This window comes from Streptomyces murinus, assembly GCF_002154555.1.
Classification (GTDB): Bacteria; Actinomycetota; Actinomycetes; order Streptomycetales; family Streptomycetaceae; genus Streptomyces; species Streptomyces murinus.
On sequence record NZ_MUNF01000526.1, the window covers coordinates 1 to 22,691 of the forward strand.

The following is a 22,691-nucleotide window of genomic DNA, read 5'->3' on the forward strand; positions in this document are numbered from 1 at the left end:
GCCGGCGCCGGCTGTGCGCAGGTGGCCGGGCGCATCGCCGACGCGGGCTGGGGACGTGTGGCCACAGCGGGATTCATCCTGCTCACCGCGGTCAGCTGGATCGCCGGGTGGGCCGGTGGCTCCCGCATCGGCTGGCTGGTCGCCGGGATCCTGGTGCTCGACCTGGGGGTGCAGGGCACCCATATCTCCAACCAGAGCGAGGTCTACCGGTTGCGCCCGGAAGCGCGCAGCCGGCTCACCACCGGTTATATGTGCACCTACTTCGTCGGCGGGGTCACCGGCTCCGCGCTGGCCGGTGCTGTCTACGGCGCCTACGGCTGGAAGGGAGTCTGCCTGCTCGGCGCCGTCTTCCCCACCCTGGCACTCCTCGTCTGGCTGACCGAAGCCCGCTGGCCACTGCGGACCATGGCCCGAGGATGACGTCGACTCAGCGAGGGCGGGCCACGGCGCACCGGCAGTCGGGCATCTTCGCGGACAGCGACCCGGAGCCTGCTGCTCGGCGGCTCCGGATCGGATCAATTCCGGGCGTGGTCCGACCTGTTCGTCCGCCGACCGTCGCGCGGGCCCCTGCGGTCAGATCTGGGCCAGACCGCCGTCGACGAAGAACTCCCCGCCTGTGCTGAAGGAACTCTCGTCGCCGGCCAGGAAGAGGGCGAGGGCGGCGACCTCGTCCGGGCGCCCCATCCGTCCGAGCGGGACCTGAGCGGTGAAACCGTCCGCCAGCCGTCGGCGGGCCGCAGGGTTGTCACCCGCGAGACCGAGGATGCCGGGGGTCTCGATCGGGCCGGGGCTCACGGCGTTGACGCGGATACCGCGCTCGGCCAGTTCCGCGGCCCAGGAGCGGGCGAGGCTGCGGATGGCCGCCTTGGTCGCGCTGTAGACGCTCATGGCGGGCACGCCCTTGGAGGCGTTGGTGGAGGACAGCAGGATGACCGACCCTCCCCGGTCCAGCAGGGGCAGCGCCTTCTGGGCGGTGAAGACGATGCCCTTGACGTTGATCGCGAAGGTGCGGTCGTAGTCCTCCTCGGTGATGTTCCCCAGCCGTGCCAGCTCACCGCCGCCCGCGTTGGCGACGAGGACGTCCAGACGGCCCGAGCGGTCACGGATCTCGGCGAAGAGACGGTCGATGTCGTCGAGGTCGGACACATCACCGCGGACCGGGACGGCCCTGTCGCCGAGCCGCTCGGCCGCGGCCTTGAGTTCGCTCTCGCGGCGGCTGGTGATGTAGACGGTCGCGCCCTCCTTCACGAAGCGCTCGGCTATGCCGAGGCCGATACCGGTCGAGGCGCCGGTGACGAGGGCGATCTTGTTGTCGAGCTGTCCCATGATTTCGCTCCTTGTAACTGTGACGGTGTAACTGTGACGGTTACGTCTATGGGCGAGGTCGGACGTCGCGTGAGCCGGATGGTCCCGGCCCGCGGTCAGTGAGCGGCGAGAAGGTCACGCAGGACATCGGCCAGGGTCGACGCGGCGAGCTCCTGCCGCACAGCGGCCTCTGCCCGGTCGTAGATCTTTCCGATCGCGGGCTGGATTCCCCGGCCGACCGGACACTCCTGATTGGGCGGCGTGCGGTGCATGGCGAACAGGGATCCGGACTCGACGGCGTCGTACACCTCCAGGAGGCTGATCCGAGCCGGGTCACGAGCCAGGACCCAGCCCGCGCCCGCGCCGCGCCGGGAGGAGACGAGACCGGCCTTGCGCAGGTCACCGAGCAGGCGGCGGATCACGACCGGGTTGGTGTTCACACTCTCGGAGATCTGCTCGGACGTGGCCACTGTGCCGCCCTGGCGCCGGTACAGCTCCATCCACACGAGCACATGGGTCGCTACCGTCAGCCGGCTGTTGGCGCTCACCCGTACCACCTCCAAGATGTAACCGTAACAATTACATCCGGGGGATGGTACGGGCGAGCCGTTTCCAGGGCCCGGCACCGGTGTGCGGGGACAGCCGGGCTCTCCTGCCGATGTCACGCTGTGACCGCGTCCTCGCCTGCCAGGAACGGACGCAGCAGCGTGAGCAGGGCATGCGGCCGGTGCAGCGGAATGATGTGGCCGCAGTCCTCGATGACGTGCCCGACGAGGTCGTCGGCGACCGGGCGGAGCTGGCGTTGCAGCGCGGAGCCGACGGGCCGGGCACCCAGCGCCATGGTCGGCACGGTCAGGCGGGCGTCGGTGGTCGCCTGCTCGATCTGCACTGCGCTCTCGGGCAGGGCCCGGTAGTACGAGAACGCGCGGCTCAGCGCGTCCCGGCCCGTGTACGCGCGGACAAAGGCATCCCGGACGGCGGGGGACACTCCGTCGCCGAGCGTACCGGTGCGCAGGAACCAGTCGATATAGGCGGCCTCCTGGCCTTGCAGCACGGTCTCGGCGAGTCCGGGCTCGGCGGAGTGGAAGCCGAACCACCACGGCGGGCCGTCGGCGAGGAAGTCCTCGGCGCCGGGCAGCCGTCCCAGCAGGGACTCCATGACGACCAAGCGCCGGACGAGACCGGGATGACGCAGGGCGAGGAGGAAGGCCGGCGGGGCGCCCGCGTCGATCCCGACGACCGCGGCCGGGGACACGTCGAGCGCGGTGAGCAGCGCGGCGGCGTCGCCGGCCAGGGTGCCTGCGTCATGTCCGGATTCGGTCCCGCCGCTCGCGCCGAACCCGCGCATGTCCGGCGCGATCACGCGGTAGTGGTCGGACAGGTCGGCCATGATGTCCGTCCACAGCTCCCAGGTGTGCGGAAAGCCGTGCAGCAGCAGGACGGCCGGGCCTGATCCGACGAGGGCGACGTTCAGTTCGACGCCGTTGACGGGGATGCGCCGCAGCTCGGGCACGAGCGGACTCCAGGGGTGGTGAGGAATGGTGACAGGGTCACGCTAGGGAACTACCCTGGGCCGTCCAAGACGGCACTTTCCTCTCAGGTGGTGAGCCCCGGGTGACCACATCGAGGTCCGGCGGACCCGGTCGGCGGTCCGGTGCGCGCGGTGATCTGCTGGATCCGCGCTGCCCGACGCGCCGGTTGCTCGACCGCATCGGCACCAAGTGGACGTCGATGGTGGTCAAGGTGCTGGCCGAGGAGGAACCCGGCGAGGTCCGCTTCGCGGAACTGAGGCGCCGTATTCCGGGCATCTCACAGAAGATGCTGTCGGTCACGCTGCAGAGCCTGGCCCGTGACGGTCTGGTCGCGCGCCGGGTCGAACCCACCGTGCCGCCCGCCGTCCACTATCGGCTCACCGGGCTGGGCCTGTCCCTCGAAGGGCCGCTCTCCGCACTGCGGGTGTGGGCCGAGACGCACATGTCGGAGATCGACCGGAGCAACCAGCTCGCCGAAGCCCGGCAGACATGCCGGGAGGAGTGGGAGCCGCCGACCGCGGGGCGATGACGGTTCGGAGTACGGCCGCCTCGTCGTGGGCTGCCGGCCCGGTCGTGCCGTGCGGCGACAGCGCTGCGCCGCTCGCGGCAGTCGATCCCGCACCCCGCGCCGCGATCCTCGTGCACCGCCGCCGACGGGCGTGCGACCCTCCGGGAGTCGGTCTCGCCGGAGCGGCGGCCCGCGGAAGCCACACGCCCCCAGGACCGGCCGGAGGCGCATGGCCGCCCGGAAGAGCGGCGACCAGACGTACCGCTGCGGCCGTACGGCGCAGGTGGGATCAGCCTCCGGGAGGGTACGACCCGGGTACTCGGGGTCGGTGTCCGGAGCCGTAGCCGTGGCGGAACGCGCCACCTCGGACGGGAGAGCCGTCCTCACGTCGAATGTGATGACCGTGTGTCCGGCCGAGGCTGGTAGGAGGCCCGGGGATGGAGCCCCAGGTGGCGCAGGAGCCGGGCCGTGGCCTGTTCGCCGGAGCGGAGGGCGCCGTAGGTGCTGGAAGGGCCGAAATAGTCACCCGCGAGCTGGATACGGGGGTCCCGCGAGCCGCGTCGGCCGTTGAAGGCGCGCAGTTCCGCGTAGCCGCCGGGTGGCCGGACGACGAGGGCGGGGTCCTGGCGGCTGACGTGGCTGGTCAGGACGGTGCTCCGGATGCCGGGGAAGACACGTTCGGCGGCGGCGACGGCCTGCTCGGTGACGATGTCGTCGGTTGCGCCCCACCAGCGGTCCGTGAAGTCCTGGCGGGGATGGAGGGTCATGAGCCCGCGCCCGTCGTCGACCCGCCCGGTGATCTTGTTGTGGTGGAGTTCGACACCGACGAGCGAGGGGTGCTCCCGCTGGGAGAGGAACAGCGCGAACGCCCTCTCCGCGGGCGGGCGTTCCGTCGCCAGCGAGATGATCAGGGCTCGGGAGTAGGGGACGGAGGCGAGGTAGGCGCCGTCCGCGCGGGGAAGGCCGGGCAGCAGAGCCGGAACCTGGGGAGCGGGTACCGCCACGACGGCGGCTTCCGCCTGTTCCGTGTGGTCGCGACCGTCGGCGTCCCGCCATGTGACGGAGACGCCCTCGGCCTCCGGGCGGACACAGCGGACGCGGGCGTCGAGCTGCACGGGAACACGGCGGGCCAGCGTGCGGGTGAGGAGCCCGACCCCCTGGGGACTGTTGATGTGCGGGACGAGGAGTTTCGCGGTGTAGAACAGCATGTCGGCGGCGGCCAGCCGGTCCGGCGAGGCGAGGACGATGCCTCCGCCGAAGAGCGGCTCGATCAGATAGTCGATCGCTTCCCGAGTGAGATGGCGGTGCGCGTACTCGGTGGCGCTGAGGTCGTCCAGGTAGGTGTTGCGGTCCATGCTGTCCCAGTCGAGACACCGGCGGTGGGCGAGAAAGGTCGGCAGTGCGCGGAACACCGCCGCCTTGGTCCGCGCGCCGATCAGACGGGTGCGCAGCAGGTCGGCCCGCGCGTGGGTGCGCAGCCGGTGGACGGCGTTGCCGCGCTGGAACGCGCAGAGGGTGTTGGCGGGCCCGAACTGGCGGGTGAGACCGAGCTCTTCGATGAGGCGGAGCATACCGGTGTAGTTGCGGCCGAGGATGCTGGCACCGGTCTCGATCCGGAACCCGTGGTGGTCGATGGTGCGCATACGGCCGCCGGGCGCGCCGTCGCGTTCGAGGACGCGTACGGACACCCCGGCCTGTTGCAGGCGCCAGGCCGCGGTCAGCCCGGCGATGCCGGCCCCCACGACGAGGACGGTGGGCGAAGTGGGCACAGCGGTCAGCCTGTTCTGTCGCTCGGGTGGTTGGCGAGAAGGTGGTGCCAGTACGGCTCGACGGCCGTCGCGCTGCCCCGTACCCAGCCCGTGACGGCCTGGACGAAGCGGTGCTGGGCCTCGGTGAGTGTCACGTCGTCCACCAGACGGGCCCGTTCGGCCTCGAAACGGTGCTGGTGTGCCGCGTGGAGCACGACGGTGGCCCGGTACGCCTCGGGCAGGGGCAGCGCGTAGGAGTGGGCGAGGACGGAGACCGCGTTCACGGGGTCTCCGCGTTCGTGCTCGGCGGCGTGACCGAGGAGGTCGTTGGCGAGCGCGCCGATCAGGAAGGCGAGTTCGGCGAGGCCGGTGAGGGCGGCGGGCAACGGCTCCGCGGCCGATGGCATACCGGGGGCCAGCAGGTGCAGGTACATCGGATGGCCGCCCGAGGTGTGAACCCGGTCGGCCAGATAGGTCTCCAGGTCCGGGGGAGTACTCGTAGCACGCCACGGGGCCTCATGCGCACAGCTCTCCATGTACCGGCGCAGTCCTTCCGCGAGCCGCGGGAGCAGCGCGGTGCCGCCCGCGGCCGTGATGCCCGCGCGCAAGGACTTCAGCGCGGTCAGGTGCGCACACGACCGTGCCCCGGTCGGCAGCCGCCCGGTCAGTAGCACCCCGGGCGGGTCCCAGCGGCGGTGCGCCGCCAGCCGTCGCGTGTCCTCGGCGACCGTGTCGTCGAATTGGAACACCCAGGCCAGCTGGCGTGCCGCCAACCGGGCCACCGCGAAGGGCACGTCCGGCATGCAGCGGCCGACGAGACGGCCGATCCTCCGGCGCTCCAGTCCCGCCCGTCCGCCGCCGGCCGTCAGACCCGCGTGTTCGGCCCAGGTCCGTACGTCCGTCTCCAGCTCCCGGGCCATGGGGTGGTCCCCGGCCGGCGGAGACAGCCTGAGCAGATGGTGCCGGGCGAACGCGGCCAGCGCCCGCGCCTCGTTCCCCGCCGGACCGGTCATGCCCCGAACCTGCGCTGTCGGCGGGCGAACGAGGCGAGCATGGCGTCGAAGGACCCGCGGTCGAAGTCCGGCCACAGCTCCGGGCTGAAGTACAGTTCCGCGGGCGCGCTCTGCCAGAGCAGGAAGCCCGAGAGGCGCTGTTCGCCCGAGGCACGCAGGATCAGGTCGCAGTCGGGCAGTCCCCACCGGGCGAGGCGGGCACCGATCGCCGCGCTGTCGAGGCACCCGGGCCCGGACTCGGCCAGTACGGCGCGTGCGGCGGCCACGACCTCCTCCCGGCCGTCGTACGCCACGGCCAGGTTGACCGTGAACCGCCGTGCGGCGTCCGCCGGTTCAGGGCTCCGGGCGAGGGAGCCGGGGAGCGAGGGCAGCCCGAGGGCGGCCAGCCGCTCCGGTGACCCGACGATCCGGACGTCCCATGGGCCCGCGGCCCGGACCCGCTCCATGAGCGTGCCGATCGCGTCCAGCATGACGGGCAGTTCCGGACGCTTCGCCATGTTCTCCTGCGACAGGGCCCAGACGCTGACCGTTTCCACCCCCGCCTCCTCGCACCACCGCAGCACCTGGACGGTCCGCTCCGCTCCGCGCGCGTACCCCACCCGGACCGGAACGCCGCGCGCACGCGCCCAGCGCCGGTTGCCGTCCGGCACGATGGCCAGGTGCCGGGGAACCGGCCCGCTCAACGGGTCACCGCCAGCGACCGGCCGGGCCCGAGCCGCGCCGGGGCCGTCCGGCCCGCAAGATGCCCCAGTGCCAGGACGGTGAAGACGTCGGCCAGGACGGGCACGGCGAAGACGAACGGCCGGGGTCCGACCGAATCGGAGAGCGCTCCCCGGACCCGGCCGTCGTGCTCGGCCGCCATCAGGAAGGAGAGGGCGCCGTGCGCGGGTTCTGGATCGTCCTGCCCGCACACGGCGATCAGACCGTAGGCCGTGGACAGGACATCGCTCTCGTCGCCCTCCCGCATCCCCCAGCCCCCGTCGGGATTCTGGCGCGACAGGACGGCGCCCAGGGCGCGTCGCGTCATCCGCTCGACCCCGGGCGTCCTTCGGCCGGGATCGCGGGAGGCGGCCAGCAGGACCCGGGAGACCGTGTGCAGGGTGCTGCTGCTCCAGTCGGGCGGGAAGAACCCGTCGGCGCACTGGAGTCGCGTCAGGTAGTCGAGCCCCTCGCGGATCCTGACCTCGTGGCCGGCGGGCCGGAGGGCCAGCGCGTCGACGACGGCTGCGGTCATGCAGGCCTCCGAGGGCGCCCCACGGCGGTACGTGGGGAAGCCGCCGTCCGCTCCCGCGACCGAGTTCATCGACCTGATCCCCCGCGTGATGGACTCTTCGTAGCGAGAGGCGTCCAGGATGTGGAGGAACTGCACCGCGACGGAGGTGTCGTCCACATCCGCCTGGCAGGACGCGTCGGTGTACGACCACCCCCCTGCGGGAAGCTGACGGTTCACCAGGTGGGCGGCCAGCCGGTGCAGCACGCCCTGCGGAGCACCCGCGCTCGCCAGGGCGATCCCCGCCGTCGCGGTCGCCCAGGTGTCGGTGTCGGTCACGAACGGAAGCCCGCCGTCGGCACGTTGGTGTTCCAGCGCCGCACGCACGCCATCGGCCACCACCCGGTTCGTACCGGGAAGACGGGACAGGGCGTGCAGCACGGAGAGGTGCAGCAGCACATTGCCCTCCCACACACCGGTGCCGCGCCGGGTGTCGAGCAGGATCCGTACGTCTTCGTCGTCGACCGCGTGCGTGTTCCCGGTCGCGTGCGCCAGGATCACCTTGCTCGCGGTCATCTGGACGACGGCCCAGGCGTGCAGGCCCGAACGGTCGAACGCCGCGCCGTCCCACCTGGGCAAAAACCTTTCGTCCACGGCTGCGGCGAGCGCGTGCACGAGCGCCCGTTTGCGTCCGGCCGTGAAGTGCGGGGCGGCCGCAGCCACTTCCTCGACCAGCGGGTCCGGCACGGCGACCGTCCCGCCCTCCAGCACGGTCCGGGCCAGCGCCCGCTCCACCGTGGTGGGCGTGCCGGCTCGTGGTCCCCTCGACAGGAAGCCCCGCATCGCCGCCGACTCCGCCCGGTGGCCGCCGACGCGGTCCAACAAGGCCCCGGCCAAGGCCGTTTCGAGCACACGGCTCTCACACGGGTCCCGCAGGGCTCCGTCCGGCCCCACCCGCGCGGCCAGGGCGGCGACCATACGGCCACGCGCCGACGCGCTTCCCGGCGGCATCTTCGAGGCAGGCCAGGTACTCGCTCCCGACCGGTCCCTCATCCGCATCGACTGGTCCTTCCGTTGATCATTCCGACGGCGGTTCTCCAGTAGAGATCAAGAACAAGGACCACGAACCGAAGTCGATCCGGTTCACCCGAAAGTGGTACCCGCGGGGGGAGAACACGGGCCGGAGGGTGCATGATCTGAGGCGTCGTCCGGAGAACGGCCGCCGCGGGGAGGCGGGACCGAGCGGCCGGAGCGGAGGCGTCGGCACCGTGCGCCGCCGTGTCGCGGCCGCCGGTGACCTGCTCCGCTGATCCGGCGGACACGAGGCGGAGCGAAGGCGTGGCGCGCCGGGCAGTTGTCGGCCCGCTTCGCCGGCACGGGGATCCGGGCACGCCACCGGGCCGGCATGGCCAAGGCCGACCACCCCTGCTTCACGTGGGACGGCAACGGGCGCCCGAGCGAGGACGGGACCCCGAAGACGGGCACGTCAGCCCAGACCCGTCTGATGGACTGGTCCGGCAGCGGCCGGGAACTCGCTGCGTGCGCACCGTGAGCCTGCCGAGGTGCCGCAGCCCCGCCGAAACCGGAGGTCGAGATCGAAGCTCCGCAGGAAGACGTCGCCCGCGGGCTCGGTGGAGCTTCTGGCGTACAGGAGCGGAATCGCCGCTCGGGCGGAGCCGTACGCGGCGTTCCACGCCGGCCACTGGTACGCGTCCCACCCTCGTTCCGTGCCGATCCCCACGCCGGCCTTCTCCCGCGTGGTCAGGGCCGGGCGGTGGTGGAAGACGACGTCGTGGCCGACCACCCACATCCCCTGAAGTGACGACGGAATCCCGGATCGTCAGGTGGCACCCCGCCCGGTGTCCCCCGCTACCGAGCAGGGCGCATCCCGGCCGTGGGGTTCTCGTCCGGGTGCCGAGCCGCCTGACGCCGGTCCAGGAACGTCAGTACTGGAGCGGTCATCACCGTGGTGACCAGGGCGACGATGACGAGGACGCCGAAGAGGGCCGGCGAGGCGATGCCCGCGCTGAGGCCGACGTTGATGGCGATGAGCTGCATCAGTCCGCGCGCGTTCATCAGCGCGCCCACCCGCAGGGCGATCTCCGGCGGTTCGCCCAGCATCCGCGCCGCCGCCCAGCACGCACCGAATTTGCCGATGATCGCCACCGCCACGCAGGCGACGGTGAAGAGGATCAGACCGCTGCCGGACAGCAGCGTGAAGTCCGTGTTGAGCCCCGAGTAGGTGAAGAACAGGGGCAGGAACACGATACGGCTGACCGGTGCGATGGCCGCCACGGCGCGGGTCACCACCGGGTCGCGAGGAAAGGTCATGCCGAGGCTGAAGGCGCCGAACACGGCGTACAGGCCGATGCGGTCGGTGTACCAGGCGGCGAGGAACAGCAGGAGCACGGTCACCAGCAGCATGTGCTCCTCGGTCAGCCGTCGCGCCCGCTCCAGGGCCCTGGCCCGGACGCGGAGGAAGACGCCGAGGAACACGGCGAGTCCGACCACGCCGCCCACGGCCAGCAGGAAGGTGTCCGCGTTGCCGCCCGCCATGCTCAGCACCATCGCCAGCAGCAACCATGCCACGGCGTCGTCCAGCGCGCCGGAGGTCAGCGCGACCGAGCCGAAACGGGTGTCGGTCAGGCCGCGTTCGGTGATGATCCGGGCCAGCATCGGGAACGCGGTGATGGCCACGGTGACCCCGACGAACAGCGCGCCCACCGTGCGCGGGACACCGTCCGGATAGAGGTCCACCGCGCCGTGCGCCGACCAGGCCAGCCCGGAGCCGAGCAGGAGGGGCACCACGATGCCGGCCGCCGAGACGGAGACCGCCGTGCGGCCCACCGACCGCAGCCGGTCGGTCCGGAACTCGTAGCCGGACAGGAACATGAAGACGACGAGGCCGACCTGACCGGCCACGTACAGCACGGGCCGCATCTCGTCCGGGAACAGGGATTTCTCCAGGCCGGGGGAGAGAAGGCCGAGAACGGACGGCCCGAGGGCCACCCCGGCGACCATCTCCCCGACCACGGGCGGCTGGCCGAGGCGGCGCAGGAGCAGACTGACGAGACGGCAGACGGTGAGGATGACGGCCACGGCCAGGAAGAACGCCGGGCCCATCTCGGTGGTGGACAACGATGACTCCCGGTGGAGGAGACCTGTGGAGACCCATGGAGGCCCGTGCGGAGCGGAGGTCCACGAGGGCCGGTGAGGATGACGCCTTCATGCCCTGCGGTCCGGGTACGGGCAGGCCGTGGCGCCGTGTTCCCGTCCCGATCCGGTGCCCGGCGCGGCGTGGCCGGCGCCCAGCGGGCGGCCCTCGGTGTCGTACCGGGCGAAGTACGTGGTGGCGGGCCTGGTGCGGCGGGCGTCCAGCACCATCCAGGTCCCGAGGACCAGTTGCAGCAGGCTGCGTCCTACGTCCTCGGCCCGGTCGCGAACGGCCAATGCCGTGCGCAGCGCGAGCCTGGTGGCCCGGGAGACGGGCCGCTCGCGGGGCAGCAGCAGACAGGGGGCGCGGTGGGGGATGGAACGGGTGTGCCCGACCGGTGAGTCCAGCACGTGGCGGGCCAGCACCTCCCTGGTCGCGGCGCGCATCACGACCGGTGCGAGACGCCAGGCGGGACAGGGTCGGTTGGTGGCGACGCCGAAGGGGATGTGGTGGGCGTTCTTCGCGGACAGCGTCGCCCAGCGCTCCGGTTCGAAACGCTCGGGATCGGTGTGGCCGGTGGCATGGTAGTCGGAGTAGCTGAAGGTGAGGACGGAGCCCGCCGGGATCGTGGGCAGGCCGTCGAGCACGATCTCGGCGGTGGTGATGCGGTGGGCCACCCCGAACAGCGGGAACAGCCGGAACATCTCGTTCATGACGTACGACAGGTAGCGGTCGTCGTCGGGCGCGTCCGCCACCTTCCGCTGTACGTCCGGGTGCTGGGCCAGGGCCAGCAGGAGATGGGCCATCGCCTCGGACATCTGGACCACGGCGGTGTTGAAGAAGGTGCCCTGCAGATAGAACGCCTGCTGGCGGCGAGTCAGCGAGCCGGGCAATTCGTGCGGTACGTCACCGGCGGCGAGTCGGCGCAGCAGATAGCGGGTCAGCCGGTTCCTGCGCCACATGTGGCGCGGCCGGGTGCACTTGAGGGCGTCGACCACATCGGTGGCGTTGGCGACGATCAGGCGCCGGGCCTCGGCCGGGCAGGGCTCCCGGAAGACCAGTTCGTAGAAGAACTCGGCCCACACCGGCATCATCAGGTCGCGCAGCCGCACGGACCGGATCCGGCCGGTGTCCGCCGTCTCCAGGATGCGCCGGGTGGCCCTCGCCGCAGCGGCGTACAGCTCGGCCGACGGGCCGGAGAGGATGGCGAGCGTCCGCCGGGCCACCTCGTCGTAGCGGGGACCGGCCTCCAGATGCTCCTGGTGGACGTCGGCGCCGGGCGCGAGCCAGTACCAGAACAGGTCGGACAGTGCCGCGCCCTTGCTGCGGCCCCCGGCGGCGGGGTGGCCGTAGACCTCCTGGAAGCGGTCGGCGCCGAAGACGGCGCTGGGCAGCGGTATGCCCTCGTCGCCGTTGACACGGGCGAAGACCCGCGTCCGCAGGGCGACGACCCGGCCGGGCAGCCAGGCGGGCAGGGACAGCAGCAGTGCGCCGCCCAGGGCCGTCACCGCCGTCGTTCTTCGGCTCACCATGGTGGTTCTCCTTCCTTCGGCCGGTGGTGCGGGAGCCCGCGCGCGACGACCTGGTCGGCCGTGAGGTCTGCGGGCCGGTGCCCGCCGCACAGGGCGAGCACCTGGGCGAAGTCCGCGCGCAGCGCGCTGAGCAACTCCGTCACCCCGTCCTCGCCGGCCGTCGCCAGCGCCCACAGCACCGGCCGCCCCACCCCGGCAGCGACCGCTCCCAGAGCGAGGGCGAGCGCGATGTCGGTGCCGCGGCGCACCCCGCCGTCCATGAGGACCGGTATCCGTCCCGCGACGGCCTCGGCGACGGCCGGGAGCGCCTCGACCGCCGCCGGAGCGGCGTCGAGCTGGCGTCCCCCGTGGTTGGACACGAGCAGCGCGTCCACGCCCTGCTCGACCGCCGCCCGCGCGTCCGCCGGATGCAGCACGCCCTTGAGGACGAGGGGCAGATCGGTCAGGTCGCGCAGCCGCCGCAGATCGTCCCAGCCCGCCGGCCACATGGCGATGTCCCGGGTGGCGCCGGGCGCGGCACCGGGCAGGTCCCGCATGTTCTCGGCCGCGAGACCGGGCGGCAGGTCGTGGAAGCCGTTGCGCAGGTCCCGGGTTCGGCTCCCGAAAACGGGGGAGTCGACGGTGACCACGAGGGCGGAGCAGCCCGCCCGCTCGGCCCGGCGCACGAGTTCGGCGGTGACCTCGTGTTCCGGCTGGAGGTACAGCTGGAACCAGACGACGGCCTCCGGGTCCCGCGCGCGGGCCGCGGCGACCACGTCCGCGACGGCGGTGGTGGCGGCCATGCCGGTGACCAGCGGGGTCCCGGTCGCGGCGGCGGCACGGGCAGTGGCCAGTTCGCCGTCGGGATGCGCGAGACGATGGAAGGCGGTCGGCGAGACGAAGAGCGGCGCAGGCCACTCCCGGCCCAGCACACCCACGCGGGTGCCGGAGCCGGGGCTGCCGCCGCGCAGCACTCGGGGGAGCAGGGCCAGCCGGGCGAACGCGTCCGCGTTCTCCCGCAGCGCCCTCTCCTCGCCCGCCCCACCGGCGATGAAGTCGTAGTGCTCCGGCCGCAGTTCCGCACGGGCCCGGCGTGCCAGTGCGGCCGGATCGTACGCCGGGCCCGTCCGCGGGCCGGTCACGGCCTGGGCGCGGCGGACGATCCGCCGGCCGGAAGGCCGTCCCCGGCGGACAGCCGGGAGGCGAGGAAGGAGGCGAGCGGGCCGACGTGGACGTCGGGGTCGTCCCACTCGTTCTCCAGATTCTCCGTGAGGTGGTGCTCCGCGACCGGCTTTCCGGTGCCGTCCGGCAGGAACTGCCGTACCACGGGGTGGAGATAGCGTGCGTCGAGGCCACCGGTGTCCCGCTGGGGCGTCCTTGTGACGGTGACGTCGAAGGGGTCGACCTGGTCGTGGTCGGCGCCGTACTCCAGGGTGACGGCGAAGTAGCCGGCCAGGTCCCCGAACTCGCCCCGGGCGGCGGCCTCGTGGAGATGCGCCACCGGGACCTCCTCGCAGTACCGGGCCCCGCCGTCGGTGCCGAGCAGCACCGCGTCGCCGAGGAACCCGAACATCTGCCACAGGGCGGAGGTGCGATTGACTCGCGCGACGATCGCGTCACCCACCGCGTCCGCATCGGCGGGCACGTCGATGTGCGGCCAGTCCCGGTCGTGGTAACGGCGTTCGAGTATGCGGCTGAGCGACTTCACCCCGTACCGAAAGCCGTGGATGAAACCACTGGTGGACTTCTTGAAGTCGCGGGACTGGGTGATGGTACCGGCGAAATACAGATCGGGTACGTTCACGGATTCCCACGCGCTGGTGAGCTGCGGGAATCGGTCCTTGATGACGAGTCCGGGACGGCAGTCGTCGTCAAACATCGAGGCATCGAAGCGGAATCCGGTGGCCAGGATCACCCGGTCGTACGGGATGTCCTTCACTACTTCCTCGACGCGTGCGAACCTGACGCTCACCAGATAAGTGCCGTCCGGCTGTCGTGCTATGCGCAGGATGTCGCCGTCCAGGACGGCATTCTGCGATTTCAGTTGATAGGTGTCGAGGAAATTGTTGTTGACCGCGCGGAGATGCCCGACGAAGTGTGTCCGCCAGGCGAGTTTGAGGGAGCCGGGCCCGGCGACGTGGATGACGGCGGCAGTCTCGATGAGATTGTCGGCGGTCTCGAAGGCGGAATTGCCGCGCCCGATGACGAGAACGCGCTGGTCGGTGAAGTCCGCGGGGTCGACGGTCACCGTGTCGTAGCGTTCGGCCTCCTCGACGCCCTTGATGGCCGGCACGTACGGCCGGGAGACGCCCGTGGCGACGATGATCCGACGCGCCCGGATAACGTTGCCATTCTGGTCCGTCACCGTGAAGAGGCCGTCCGTGGGTCGGGTGACGCGGGTGACCCGGGTGTCGAGGCGGATGCGCAGCGCCTGGGTCCGCGCGAAGTCCGCCAGATAGCGGACCATGTCGTCGGCCGACGGGAAGTAGCGCGGGGAGTAGGCGGTGAAGATCGGTCCGTCGTCCGAGAGGAGGGAGTTCCAGTCGACGCGCAGGCGCATTTCCGGATCGCTCCAGCCGGTGTGCACCTTGTTGGACGAGATGAGCGTTCTGTGTCGGGGAAAACGCGTGAAGAAGGCGCCTGGAGTGTCGCTCTGCTCCACGATGAGGTAATCCCGGCCGTTCTTTTCCAGGAAGTATCCGGCCTGGAGGCCCGCGGGCCCGCCGCCGATGACGAGATAGTCGACCTGCGTTAAAGCAGACATGGGTTCGTCCTGCCTTCCGTGGGGGCGGAAAGGACCTTACTTGATGGTTAAAGCATTGAGCCAGACCGCCTCTGTGTGACGTAGGTCACTTGCCCCCCTGGTCGTTGAATTACTTCCTTGGATTAACGTGAGGCGTGTTCGGCGGTCCGGGTGAGTACATTTCGCCGTTCGGCATGGTCGCTTTCCGGACGGTCACGCCGCCTTTATGTCGGATGCTTCCGGTCCAGAATGGAGACGAAGTGGACGAAAAGCCCGGGGGGCTCTTTCCGCAGGCGTTCGTCGACGCCTTCCGCGGCGCCTCCGACCTGCCCGCCTTCGAGCACGGGGCACGCACGGTCACCCGCGGAGAGATGCTCGACCTGACCGCCGGCTTCGTCCGGGGGATGCGTACCGCCGGCCTGGCTCCCGGAGCCCGCGTGGCCCTCGACACAGGCGTCACACCGGAGGCGTTCGCGGTGCGCGTCGCTGCCCACCTCGTCGGCTGCCAGGTGATCGGGCTGCGCCCCGGACTGACCCGTGAGCACCTGCGCGACATCCTCGCCCGCGACATCGACGCCGTGGTGACGGACGACGCCGGGAGCCGCCCCGAACTGGCCGCCGCGGCAGGCCGGTCACGACTCCTGGAGACCGGCGGCGCGCTGCGGCCCCCGAAGGGCTTCACCGCCGCACCCGGCGACCTCACCCCCCGCGGCGACCGCGACGGCGTCGGCGTCATCCACCTCACCAGCGGCAGCACCGGCCGGCCCAAGGGCACGATGGTGACCTACGGGGCCCTCTCGGAGCACTGGGCCCTTCAGCCCGCCCGCTGGACCGACCGCGTCCGGCGCCTCGCGGCGCGCTACGAACGGTTCCTGCTCTTCGGCACCCTCGCCAGCGCCGTCATGTTCGAGCACGTGGGCCTCGCCCTGCTGGCCGGGGGCACCGCGGTCATACCGGACCAGCCCCCGGTCTTCCCCGGCGTCTTCGCCGAGCTGCGCGTCACCGCCTGCATGACCACGGTGCCGCGCCTGTACGGCATTCTCGACGCCGTGCGCGACACGGGCGCGGACACCAGCAGCCTGCGCGCCCTCGTCGTGGCCGGATCCCCTCTTGCCCCGCACCGGCTGACCGAGGCGGCCGAACTGCTCGGACCCGTGGCCTGCCACGCCTACGGACAGACCGAGACGGGCATGCTCACCCTCCTCGAACCCGAGGAACTCGCCGCCGACCCCCGCCTCGCCGACACGGTGGGACGCCCGCTCGACACGGTCGAGATGACCGTGCGGGACTTGGACGGCCGCGACGTCCCGGAGGGCAGCACGGGCGAGGTGTGGGTGCGGACGGCGGACGCGTTCTGCGGCTACTGGGAGGACCCACGGGAGACCGGGGACGTCCTGCGCGACGGCTGGGTCCGCACCCGCGACCTCGGCCGGCTCGACGCGGGCGGATACCTCCGGCTGACCGGACGCACGCGCGACGTCGTCATCGTCAACGCCGTCGTGCACTACGCGGGCCCCATCGAGCGCGTCCTCGCCTCCCACCCCGACGTGGACCAGGCATACGTCGTCGGGATCCCGGACGAGCGGACGGGCGAGGCCATCCACGCGTTCGTGGTCCCGCAACCGGGCCGCGTGCCGCAGGAGGCGGCCCTGCTCGAACTGGTGGCACGGACTCTGGGCGAGGCCGCCGTCCCGGCGGGCGTCAGCACCCTCACCGACGTCCCCGTCGCAGCGAGCGGCAAGCCCGACAAGGCCGCACTGCGCGCTCTGCTGACCCGGCCCTGAACGGACCCGCGCCGCAAGGGCGGGCGGCCGCGAGTCACCCGGCACGGCCCTCCCCGCCGTGACGGACCGCGACACCGCCCGCCACGACGGGCAGGGACCGGCCGACGGGCCGCGGCCGGGTCTTACCCCCCTGCCGCCTCGCCGCGCGCGGCGACCTGCGCACGCCGCGGGCCCGGAGACGTACTGGTTGTGCGTGACGGTGGCCGCCACCGGCATGGATGGGCGGCTTCCGTGCGGAAAGCTGTGGACCGGCGGTCCGAAGGAAGCCCCAATCCCCCTTCCGGCCGGGCGACGTGCGGTGAGCCGCGCGGCCAGCCGGGTGAGCCTGAAGCCTCTGGTCTACTTCGAGGTGCTGACCACCGTGGCCATGGTGGTCGGCCTGGTCGTCGTCAACGTCGTCAACGTCGTCCAGCCGGGCAACGGTCTGCACGTCGATGCTTCGGCCCTGTCCGACAAGGGCCTGCCGCCGGAGGCGGCCACGGCCCACGACGAGGGTTTCGCCGATTTCCTCCCGGCCATCGTCCCGGCCACCCTGGTCAGCGCCCTGACCGGCAACCAGATCCTGGCGGTGCTGCTGGCGTCGGCTCTCATCGGCCTCGGCCTGCACGCCGGCGGGGAGGCCGGCCCGAGCATCGCCCGGGGCATCGAGAAGTCCTCCACGGTCCTGTTCACGCTCATCCGCTGGATCATGCGGCTCGCCCCCGTCGGCGCGTTCGGCTCGATGGCCTTCACCATCGGACACTACGGCCTGGGCACTCCCTCCTTCCTCGCCCTGGCCGTCCTCGGAACCGTGATTCACCCAGCGGCTGGCCATGCTCGTCGTCACACTGCTCACCTCCGAGGGCGCCGCAGGTGTCACCGGCTCCAGCTTCACCGCCTTGGCCGCCACTCTCGGCACTGTCCCGCCCGCCCCGGTCGGCGCCCTCGCGCTGATCTTCGGTGTCGACCAGTTCATGTCCAAAGCCCGCTCCCTGACCAGCCTGGCCGGCAACGGCGTCGCCACCCTGGCCGTCGCCCGCTGGGAGGACGGGCGCTGACCCGGTCGCGGCCGCCGTGCTGCACGCGGCCGCCGCGCGCGGGCGCCGGCGACCTCGACGAGGATCGGGCCAGGTCCGTCCTGCGTGGCGAGAGGCCCTACCCCCCCGGCCTCGCTCCTACTGCCGCCCCGCCCGCCTCACTCGCCGCTGGCCCGAATCGGTTCACGTTCGACGCGTGTGATCCCAGCCCCTTGCCGGGGCACCCCGTGTCCAGATACGGCCGCCCGGACCGTTTGGCCGCTGTCAGGCCTTGACAGGGTCCGGCTCGTCGAGCGCCGGCACGGCGAAGGTGGCCGGCCAGTGGTCGGTGGTGAAGTCGCCGCGTTCCACGGCGGGCAGACCCGCGGCGAGGTGTGCGTCGGCCTCGGCAGCCGCTCGACCGACCTGCTCTCCGGGCTCGGCCCGGAGCCCCTGCACGTCGGCGACGTCCTCCCCTGGGCGCCCCCGCCGGGCGGACGGCGGTGCCCGGCGCGGCACTCTGGCCGGCCCCGCCCGCCGAACTTGTTTTGCCCCTGGGCCCCGGGCCCCGCGCCGGCTGGTTCACCGCGGCCGCGCTGCGCACCCTCTTCTCGGCGACGTACCGCGTCGGCCTGCGCACCGAGGGGCCCCCACTGGAGCGGGCGAGGCCCGGTGAACTGCCCAGCGAGGGCATGGTGCCCGGGTCGGTGCAGGTCCCTCCGGACGGACGCCCGGTCGTCTTCCTGAATGACCATCCGACGACCGGCGGGTATCCGGTGATCGGGGTCGTCACGGAACCCGGCCTGGCATCGGCCGCCCAGGCCCCGGCCGGGACGCCGGTGCGGTTCACGCCCGGGTGACGACCGCGCCCCGGCCCGGCGTGGACACCCGGCGCGGGCACGTCGGCCTGCGTGACTAAATGCCGTACCACTACCGCGTCACCGCGCGTTCGCAGGCGAAGCCCTCGACTGCCGCGCATCAACCGCGGCCGAAAACTACGGCTTCCGTCGCACCACGGACGCCTGACTCAGCCGAACACCCGGCGCCCGCCCACGAAGGTCTGCTCCACCCGCGTCGCACCGATTTCCTCGGGCGGCCCGGCGAACGGATCACGGTCGAGTACCACCAGATCCGCCAGGTACCCCTCGGCGATCGCGCCCGTCTCGTGGTCGAGGTGGTTCACGTAGGCGCTACCGGCCGTGTACGCGGTCAGCGCGTCGTGCAGCCCGATGCGCTCCCCGGGCAGGAAGACCGGCGTACCCGCGGGCGCCTCCGGTGCCACCCGATTCACCGCCACGTGGATGCCCTGGAGCGGATCGGGGCTGCTCACCGGCCAGTCGCTGCCCGCCGCGAGCGTCGCCCCCGACCGCAGGAGCGCCCCGAACGGGTACTGCCACGACGCCCGCTCCGCGCCCAGGAACGGGATGGTCAGCTCATCCATCTGCGGCTCGTGCGCCGCCCACAGCGGCTGGAGGTTGGCCGTCGCGCCCAGCTCACGGAACCGGCCGATGTCGTCCGGGTGCACCACTTGGAGATGGGCCAGGTGCGGCCGGGTCTCCGTACGGCCGTTGGCCCGCCGGGCCGCCTCCACCGCGTCCAGCGCCTCCCGCACCGCGCGGTCGCCCAGCGCGTGGAAGTGCACCTGGAAACCGTGGGCGTCCAGTTCGGTGACGTACGTCTTCAGGTCCTCCGGCGGCACGAAGCTGATCCCGCTGTTGTCGGACACGCACCCGCAGCCGTCCAGGTACGGGCCGAGCAGCGCCGCCGTGCCGTTCTCGGCGACCCCGTCCTGCATGATCTTCACAGTCGTCGAGCGGAGCCGGCCCCGGGTGCCCGCCGCGCGCCGGGCCAGCAACTCCTCGATCTGCTCGGTGCCGCGCGCGCGGTCCCACCACAGCGCGCCGACGACCCGCGCGGTGAGGGATCCGTCCTCGGCGCAGGCCAGGTACGCGTCGGTGGGGTCGGTGAGGTTGGCGTGCTCGCCGAGGAGGGCGTCCTGCCAGGCGGTGATGCCGAGCGAGTGCAGCAGCTGCTGGGCGCGCAGCAGCCCGGCCACCCGCTCCTCGCGGGTGACCTGGGGGACCAGACGGCCCACCAGGTTGGCGGCTCCCTCCTGGAGCATGCCTGTCGGCGTGCCGTCCGGGTGCCGCTCGATCCGCCCGTCGGACGGGTCAGGGGTACGGGCGTCGAGTCCCGCCCGCTCCAGAGCGCGGGAGTTGACCCAGGCGCCGTGGTGGTCGCGGTTGACCAGATAGACCGGCCGGTCGGACACGAGTTCGTCCAGTTCGGCCGCCGTCGGCAGGCCGCCGGGGAACACCTCCATCGCCCAGCCGCCACCGGTGATCCACTCGGCGTCGGCGTGCGTCCGGGCGTACGCGGCGATCCGCTCCCGGTACTCGGCCCGGGTCGCCGCCCCGCTCAGGTCGCACTGGCCCATCTCCAGGCCGCCGCCGACGGGGTGCGCGTGCGCGTCCTGGAAGCCCGGCACCAGCAGCCGGCCGGCCAGGTCCACGACCTCGGTGCGCGGACCGATCAGCTCGCGCACCTCGTCGTGCCCGACGGCGACGACCCGCTCGCCGCGCACGGCCACGGTGGTCGCCCGGGACCGGGCCGGCGAACCGGTGTGGACCGGACCGCCGGTGAAGACCAGGTCAGCGGCAGTGGTGTCGGACATGAGGACAACTCCTAGCGTCGGTAAGGCTCTTACGGATGCTGCCGGTGTCCCGGCCGCCACGGGTTCTACGGGAGTCAGGAAGCTTCGGTCGCGGCCGACGGGACGGTGCCGGCGCCGACATCGGTGCTGTGCCCGGCGACGAAGTACGGCGAGCGGCGGTGGTACTTGGCGACGGCCGCCATGACAAGCCCCGACAGCACGATCGCGGCGGGCACCGACAGCATGAACCAGCCGTTGTCCGGGCTGAGTTCGAAGTGGTCGCTCATCGTCGCGTAGTCCCGGCCGAGGTAGCAGCCGATGCCCAGCAGCGCGAGCCCGCTCACACCGGGCGCGACGACCGCCCGCAGTGCCTCGCCGGGCGCCGTGCGCAGCATGCCTCGGAAGCGCACCGCGCAGGCGAGCGCGGTCAGGCCGTAGTACAGGGCGACCACGAGGCCGATCGAGTTCACGGCCGCGAGGATCATCTCGTTCAGCTTGGGGATGGCGAGCGCCAGCAGCGCCACGGCCGCAGAGATCGACGTGACGAGGACGGTGCCGACCGCCGGGGAGCCGTAGCGCGGGCTGACCCGCGTCCACACCCGGCCCATCGTGCGGTCGCGGCCCATCGCCAGCAGCCCGCGCGCCGTCGGGATCACGCTGGACTGCAGCGACGCCACCGCCGAGAACAGCAGCGCCAGCAGCGGCAGACTCGCCCACGGCTCGTCCGCGAGCTTCACGCCGAGGTAGGTGAGGGCCTGCGGTCCCTGCTCCAGAAGCTCGGGCAGCGACATCTCCCGCTGGAAGGCCACGGACCCGTACAGGAACAGCGCCAGCATGGTGAACAGCGCGATGAATCCGCCGCGGCCCGCGTCCCGTACGTCGTGGGTCTCCTCGGTGACGCTGAACGCCGCGTCCCAGCCCCAGAAGAAGAACACCGCGAGGACCAGGCCCTGGGCGAAGCCGGTGCCGTCGTGCATGGCGAACGGGTTCAGCCACGACCAGGAGAAAGCGTGCGTGCCGGTGGCCATCGCCCAGCCGCAGTAGCCGAGCAGCACCGCGTACTCGAAGACCAGCAGCCACGCCTGGAACCGGGTCGCCTTGCGCACCCCGGTGACGGCGGTGACCGTGACGGCCGCCAGCACCACCAGGCCGGCCAGGGTGGACAGCGCCGTCGAGTTCGGGTCGAGGCGCAGCCCGCCGACCGAGTGCAGCTGGGCCTTGTTCGCGAACTGGAGGAACACCGAGCCGGTCACCGCGCTCGTGTACGCCATGAAGATCAGGGTGCCGACCAGCGTGACCCAGCCGGTGAGGAAGCCGAGCCAGGGACCGAGCGAGCGACCGACCCAGACGTAGCCGCTGCCCATGTTCCGCTCGTGCCGGTTGAGCCGGGCGTACGCCGTCGCGATGCCGAGGATCGGGACGAACGCCACCAGCAGGATCGCCGGCGCCCGAAGGCCCACGGACGCGGCGAGCGAGCCCATACCGATGCCGATACTCGTGGTGGCGGCAGTGCTGGAGGCCGCGATGGCGATGCCGTCGACGACACCCAGGGAACGCCGCAGGACGGGAGGTTCACTTCTCATGGGCAGACTCCTGGAGCCGGAGAACGGGAGGTGCGGGGGAGGCTGCGATCAAACCGGCCTTGTCAACATTGCGTCAATGGTGTTGACATAAGGCGTTCACGGAACGGTTCAGATCCGGGAGAAGGGGCGCGTACGGTGACGGATGGGCGGATTCCGGCGGAGCGGCGACGGCGCAGACCGACCAGGTCGGGGGTGCTGCTGTCCGAGGACGTGATCGTCGACTGCGCGCTGCGGCTCGTCGGGCAGCACGGCCCGGACGCGCTGAGCGTGCGGCGGCTGGGCGCCGCGCTCGGCTGCGATCCGAGTGCGCTGTACCGGTACTTCCACAACACCGACGACCTGCTGCTGGCCGTCGCCGACCGGATCATCGGGGACGCGATGGCCGGGTTCGAGCCCGACCGCATGCCGTGGCGGGACGCGCTGCGCGAGATGGCGCTGCGGATCCACCGCGGCTACCGGGAGCAGCCGCGGGTGGCCGCGCTCGCCGCGTACCGGGTGACGCGGCGACCTCACGAGGTCAGAGCCGTGGACGCGGGGATCGGGCTGCTGCGCCGGGCCGGGTTCGGCGACGCCGACGCCGTGCGCCACTATTCGGCGTTCGTGGACACCGTGCTGGGCCACGCGGCCCTCGACGCCGCCCACCTGGCGCTCCCGCCGGAGCGCCGCGAGGCCGACGACCGGGCCTGGACCGGCGCCTACGCCGAACTGCCCGACGCCGACCACCCGAACCTGGGCGCGGTACGCGCGGAGTTGCCCCTGATGGCGGGCAGCTCGTTCGAGACGGCACTGGAACTGCTCCTGAACGCGCTGGGAGCGGCGGCGCCCGGGGGCACGCCCTGAGCTTGTCGTTCAACTCGTTCGTCGTGGTTCGGCTCGCTACCGGCGAGGACTCGTCCCACGTCGTGGCGGGGTGCAGGTCGGCGGCTCTTCGATCCGGGTGGGCGTCCGGGGC

The 22,691-nt window shown here is 72.1% G+C and carries 17 protein-coding genes and 4 pseudogenes; 7 read left to right on the top strand and 14 right to left on the bottom strand.

The genetic code is table 11. The annotated features are described in order from the left end of the window. Nucleotides 1-420: pseudogene (locus tag CCN72_RS28690) on the top strand (MFS transporter); the annotation flags it as partial. A 153-nt stretch (nt 421-573) separates the two neighbouring features. On the opposite strand, the gene CCN72_RS28695 reads toward CCN72_RS28690, so the two are convergent. The 3 genes from CCN72_RS28695 to CCN72_RS28705 all read right to left on the bottom strand — a co-directional run bounded on the left by CCN72_RS28695 (nt 574) and on the right by CCN72_RS28705 (nt 2,818). Beyond that, nucleotides 574-1,326 carry an SDR family NAD(P)-dependent oxidoreductase gene (locus CCN72_RS28695; protein WP_086810823.1) on the bottom strand — a complete coding sequence of 251 codons (753 nt, stop codon included), beginning with the start codon at nt 1,324-1,326 and terminating at the stop codon, nt 574-576. A 95-nt stretch (nt 1,327-1,421) separates the two neighbouring features. After that, a complete protein-coding gene (locus CCN72_RS28700; RefSeq protein WP_086810825.1) occupies nt 1,422-1,853 on the bottom strand; it encodes an Rrf2 family transcriptional regulator in 432 nt (143 codons plus the stop codon). Between the two features lie 113 nt (nt 1,854-1,966). Further along, nucleotides 1,967-2,818 (bottom strand): alpha/beta fold hydrolase, encoded by an 852-nt coding sequence (locus tag CCN72_RS28705; protein WP_167408727.1) that lies wholly within the window; start codon nt 2,816-2,818, stop codon nt 1,967-1,969. A 101-nt stretch (nt 2,819-2,919) separates the two neighbouring features. Between CCN72_RS28705 and CCN72_RS28710 the strand changes: the two genes are divergently transcribed. Continuing rightward, entirely contained in the window at nt 2,920-3,366 is a 447-nt protein-coding gene (locus CCN72_RS28710) for a winged helix-turn-helix transcriptional regulator (protein WP_086810829.1), read from the top strand. 362 nt (nt 3,367-3,728) lie between these two features. On the opposite strand, the gene CCN72_RS28715 is transcribed toward CCN72_RS28710, so the two are convergent. The 8 genes from CCN72_RS28715 to CCN72_RS28755 all read right to left on the bottom strand — a co-directional run bounded on the left by CCN72_RS28715 (nt 3,729) and on the right by CCN72_RS28755 (nt 14,745). Further along, nucleotides 3,729-5,114: a protoporphyrinogen/coproporphyrinogen oxidase gene (locus CCN72_RS28715; protein WP_158101429.1), complete on the bottom strand. Its 1,386-nt coding sequence runs from the start codon at nt 5,112-5,114 to the stop codon at nt 3,729-3,731. Nucleotides 5,115-5,119: 5 nt separating this feature from the next. Beyond that, a complete protein-coding gene (locus CCN72_RS28720; protein ID WP_086810830.1) occupies nt 5,120-6,106 on the bottom strand; it encodes a terpene synthase family protein in 987 nt (328 codons plus the stop codon). Further along, entirely contained in the window at nt 6,103-6,789 is a 687-nt protein-coding gene (gene uppS, locus CCN72_RS28725; RefSeq protein WP_232984265.1) for a polyprenyl diphosphate synthase, read from the bottom strand. The genes CCN72_RS28720 and uppS overlap by 4 nt, the downstream gene beginning before the upstream one ends. After that, nucleotides 6,786-8,228, bottom strand: a complete 1,443-nt coding sequence (locus tag CCN72_RS28730) for a prenyltransferase/squalene oxidase repeat-containing protein (RefSeq protein WP_158101430.1) — start codon at nt 8,226-8,228, stop codon at nt 6,786-6,788. Before CCN72_RS28730 ends, uppS begins: the two co-directional genes overlap by 4 nt. 957 nt (nt 8,229-9,185) lie before the next feature. After that, nucleotides 9,186-10,454 (bottom strand): cation:proton antiporter, encoded by a 1,269-nt coding sequence (locus CCN72_RS28740; protein ID WP_086810836.1) that lies wholly within the window; start codon nt 10,452-10,454, stop codon nt 9,186-9,188. Between the two features lie 87 nt (nt 10,455-10,541). Continuing rightward, nucleotides 10,542-12,002, bottom strand: coding sequence for a cytochrome P450 (locus CCN72_RS28745; protein WP_086810837.1), 1,461 nt, complete (start codon nt 12,000-12,002; stop codon nt 10,542-10,544). After that, nucleotides 11,996-13,123 carry an alpha-hydroxy acid oxidase gene (locus tag CCN72_RS28750; protein WP_086810839.1) on the bottom strand — a complete coding sequence of 376 codons (1,128 nt, stop codon included), beginning with the start codon at nt 13,121-13,123 and terminating at the stop codon, nt 11,996-11,998. The genes CCN72_RS28745 and CCN72_RS28750 overlap by 7 nt, the downstream gene beginning before the upstream one ends. Further along, nucleotides 13,120-14,745, bottom strand: coding sequence for an NAD(P)-binding domain-containing protein (locus CCN72_RS28755; protein ID WP_086810840.1), 1,626 nt, complete (start codon nt 14,743-14,745; stop codon nt 13,120-13,122). Before CCN72_RS28755 ends, CCN72_RS28750 begins: the two co-directional genes overlap by 4 nt. A gap of 239 nt (nt 14,746-14,984) precedes the next feature. Between CCN72_RS28755 and CCN72_RS28760 the strand changes: the two genes are divergently transcribed. The 3 genes and pseudogenes from CCN72_RS28760 (at nt 14,985) to CCN72_RS41580 (ending at nt 17,545) form a co-directional block, all read left to right on the top strand. Then, the gene (locus tag CCN72_RS28760) at nt 14,985-16,508 is read left to right on the top strand and encodes a class I adenylate-forming enzyme family protein (protein ID WP_244174512.1); all 1,524 of its coding nucleotides are present in this window, start codon (nt 14,985-14,987) and stop codon (nt 16,506-16,508) included. A 214-nt stretch (nt 16,509-16,722) separates the two neighbouring features. Continuing rightward, nucleotides 16,723-17,229, top strand: a pseudogene (locus tag CCN72_RS41575) (cation:dicarboxylate symporter family transporter); the annotation flags it as partial. Between the two features lie 91 nt (nt 17,230-17,320). Continuing rightward, the gene (locus CCN72_RS41580) at nt 17,321-17,545 is read left to right on the top strand and encodes a cation:dicarboxylate symporter family transporter (protein ID WP_341868898.1); all 225 of its coding nucleotides are present in this window, start codon (nt 17,321-17,323) and stop codon (nt 17,543-17,545) included. 243 nt (nt 17,546-17,788) lie between these two features. On the opposite strand, the pseudogene CCN72_RS38290 reads toward CCN72_RS41580, so the two are convergent. Beyond that, nucleotides 17,789-17,908: pseudogene (locus CCN72_RS38290) on the bottom strand (DUF2891 domain-containing protein); the annotation flags it as partial. Between CCN72_RS38290 and CCN72_RS28770 the strand changes: the two are divergent. Then, a pseudogene (locus tag CCN72_RS28770) lies at nt 17,867-18,363 on the top strand (5-oxoprolinase subunit C family protein); the annotation flags it as partial. The pseudogenes CCN72_RS38290 and CCN72_RS28770 sit on opposite strands and share 42 nt — an antisense overlap. 167 nt (nt 18,364-18,530) lie before the next feature. Here the strand turns inward: CCN72_RS28770 and CCN72_RS28775 are convergent. Next, nucleotides 18,531-20,177 carry an amidohydrolase gene (locus CCN72_RS28775; RefSeq protein WP_086810843.1) on the bottom strand — a complete coding sequence of 549 codons (1,647 nt, stop codon included), beginning with the start codon at nt 20,175-20,177 and terminating at the stop codon, nt 18,531-18,533. A gap of 74 nt (nt 20,178-20,251) precedes the next feature. Next, a complete protein-coding gene (locus CCN72_RS28780; RefSeq protein WP_086810844.1) occupies nt 20,252-21,739 on the bottom strand; it encodes an APC family permease in 1,488 nt (495 codons plus the stop codon). Nucleotides 21,740-21,874: 135 nt separating this feature from the next. Here CCN72_RS28780 and CCN72_RS28785 point away from each other — a divergent pair, with 135 nt between their 5' ends. Continuing rightward, on the top strand, nt 21,875-22,579 hold the full coding sequence (locus tag CCN72_RS28785) for a TetR/AcrR family transcriptional regulator (RefSeq protein WP_232984275.1): 705 nt from the start codon (nt 21,875-21,877) through the stop codon (nt 22,577-22,579). Nucleotides 22,580-22,691 lie beyond the last annotated feature (112 nt).